Genomic DNA, 562 nt, shown 5'->3' on the forward strand with positions numbered 1-562 from the left:
CGCAGCACCACCGACTTCATGTTGTCGGTCAGCACGCACTCTGGCACCCCCATCACCGCGAACGCGTGGATCATGCCGATGAACTGGCTCTCCTGGCGCGCATTGGGGAAGAACTCCACGTAGCACGTGCCGCAGTGGTGGCACACCATCGCGAAGCACGCGATGCTGAACATGCCTCCGGTCCAGTCCTCGACATCGACGAATCCCCAGTCCATCTGGTAGGACTCGCCGGGCGATGTGGAGAATCTCCTGCCGCGGCTCGCCTGCGGGTCGGCGCCCGCGAGCCTCCTCTTCGAGGGAACCAGGTCGGCATGCGCGGCGATATAGTTCTTCACGGAGGTCCTGCCGCCCTCGTAGCCCTGGCCCCTGATGCGCTCGAAAACGACCTCGGAGTTGGTGACGCCCTCCGAGAGCAGGGCGTTCACAATGCCCTCGAAGCCGCTGATCACCGTCGTGGCAGCGCGCATCCCGCAGCGCCCGTGGGGCGTGACGACGAAACCTCTCGCTTTCAATGTGCGGGCCCTCGATCTCGAGAGCCCCGTTCTTCGCGAGAATTCGGCCA

General features: G+C 64.8%; 1 pseudogene. It reads right to left on the minus strand.

The window, feature by feature from the left end:
• Positions 1-512 (minus strand): annotated as a pseudogene (locus NE591_RS12250) (hypothetical protein); the annotation flags it as partial.
• Between the last annotated feature and the right edge of the window lie 50 nt (positions 513-562).

The sequence above is a fragment of the Adlercreutzia sp. DFI.6.23 genome, from assembly GCF_024462535.1.
Classification (GTDB): Bacteria; Actinomycetota; Coriobacteriia; order Coriobacteriales; family Eggerthellaceae; genus Adlercreutzia; species Adlercreutzia rubneri.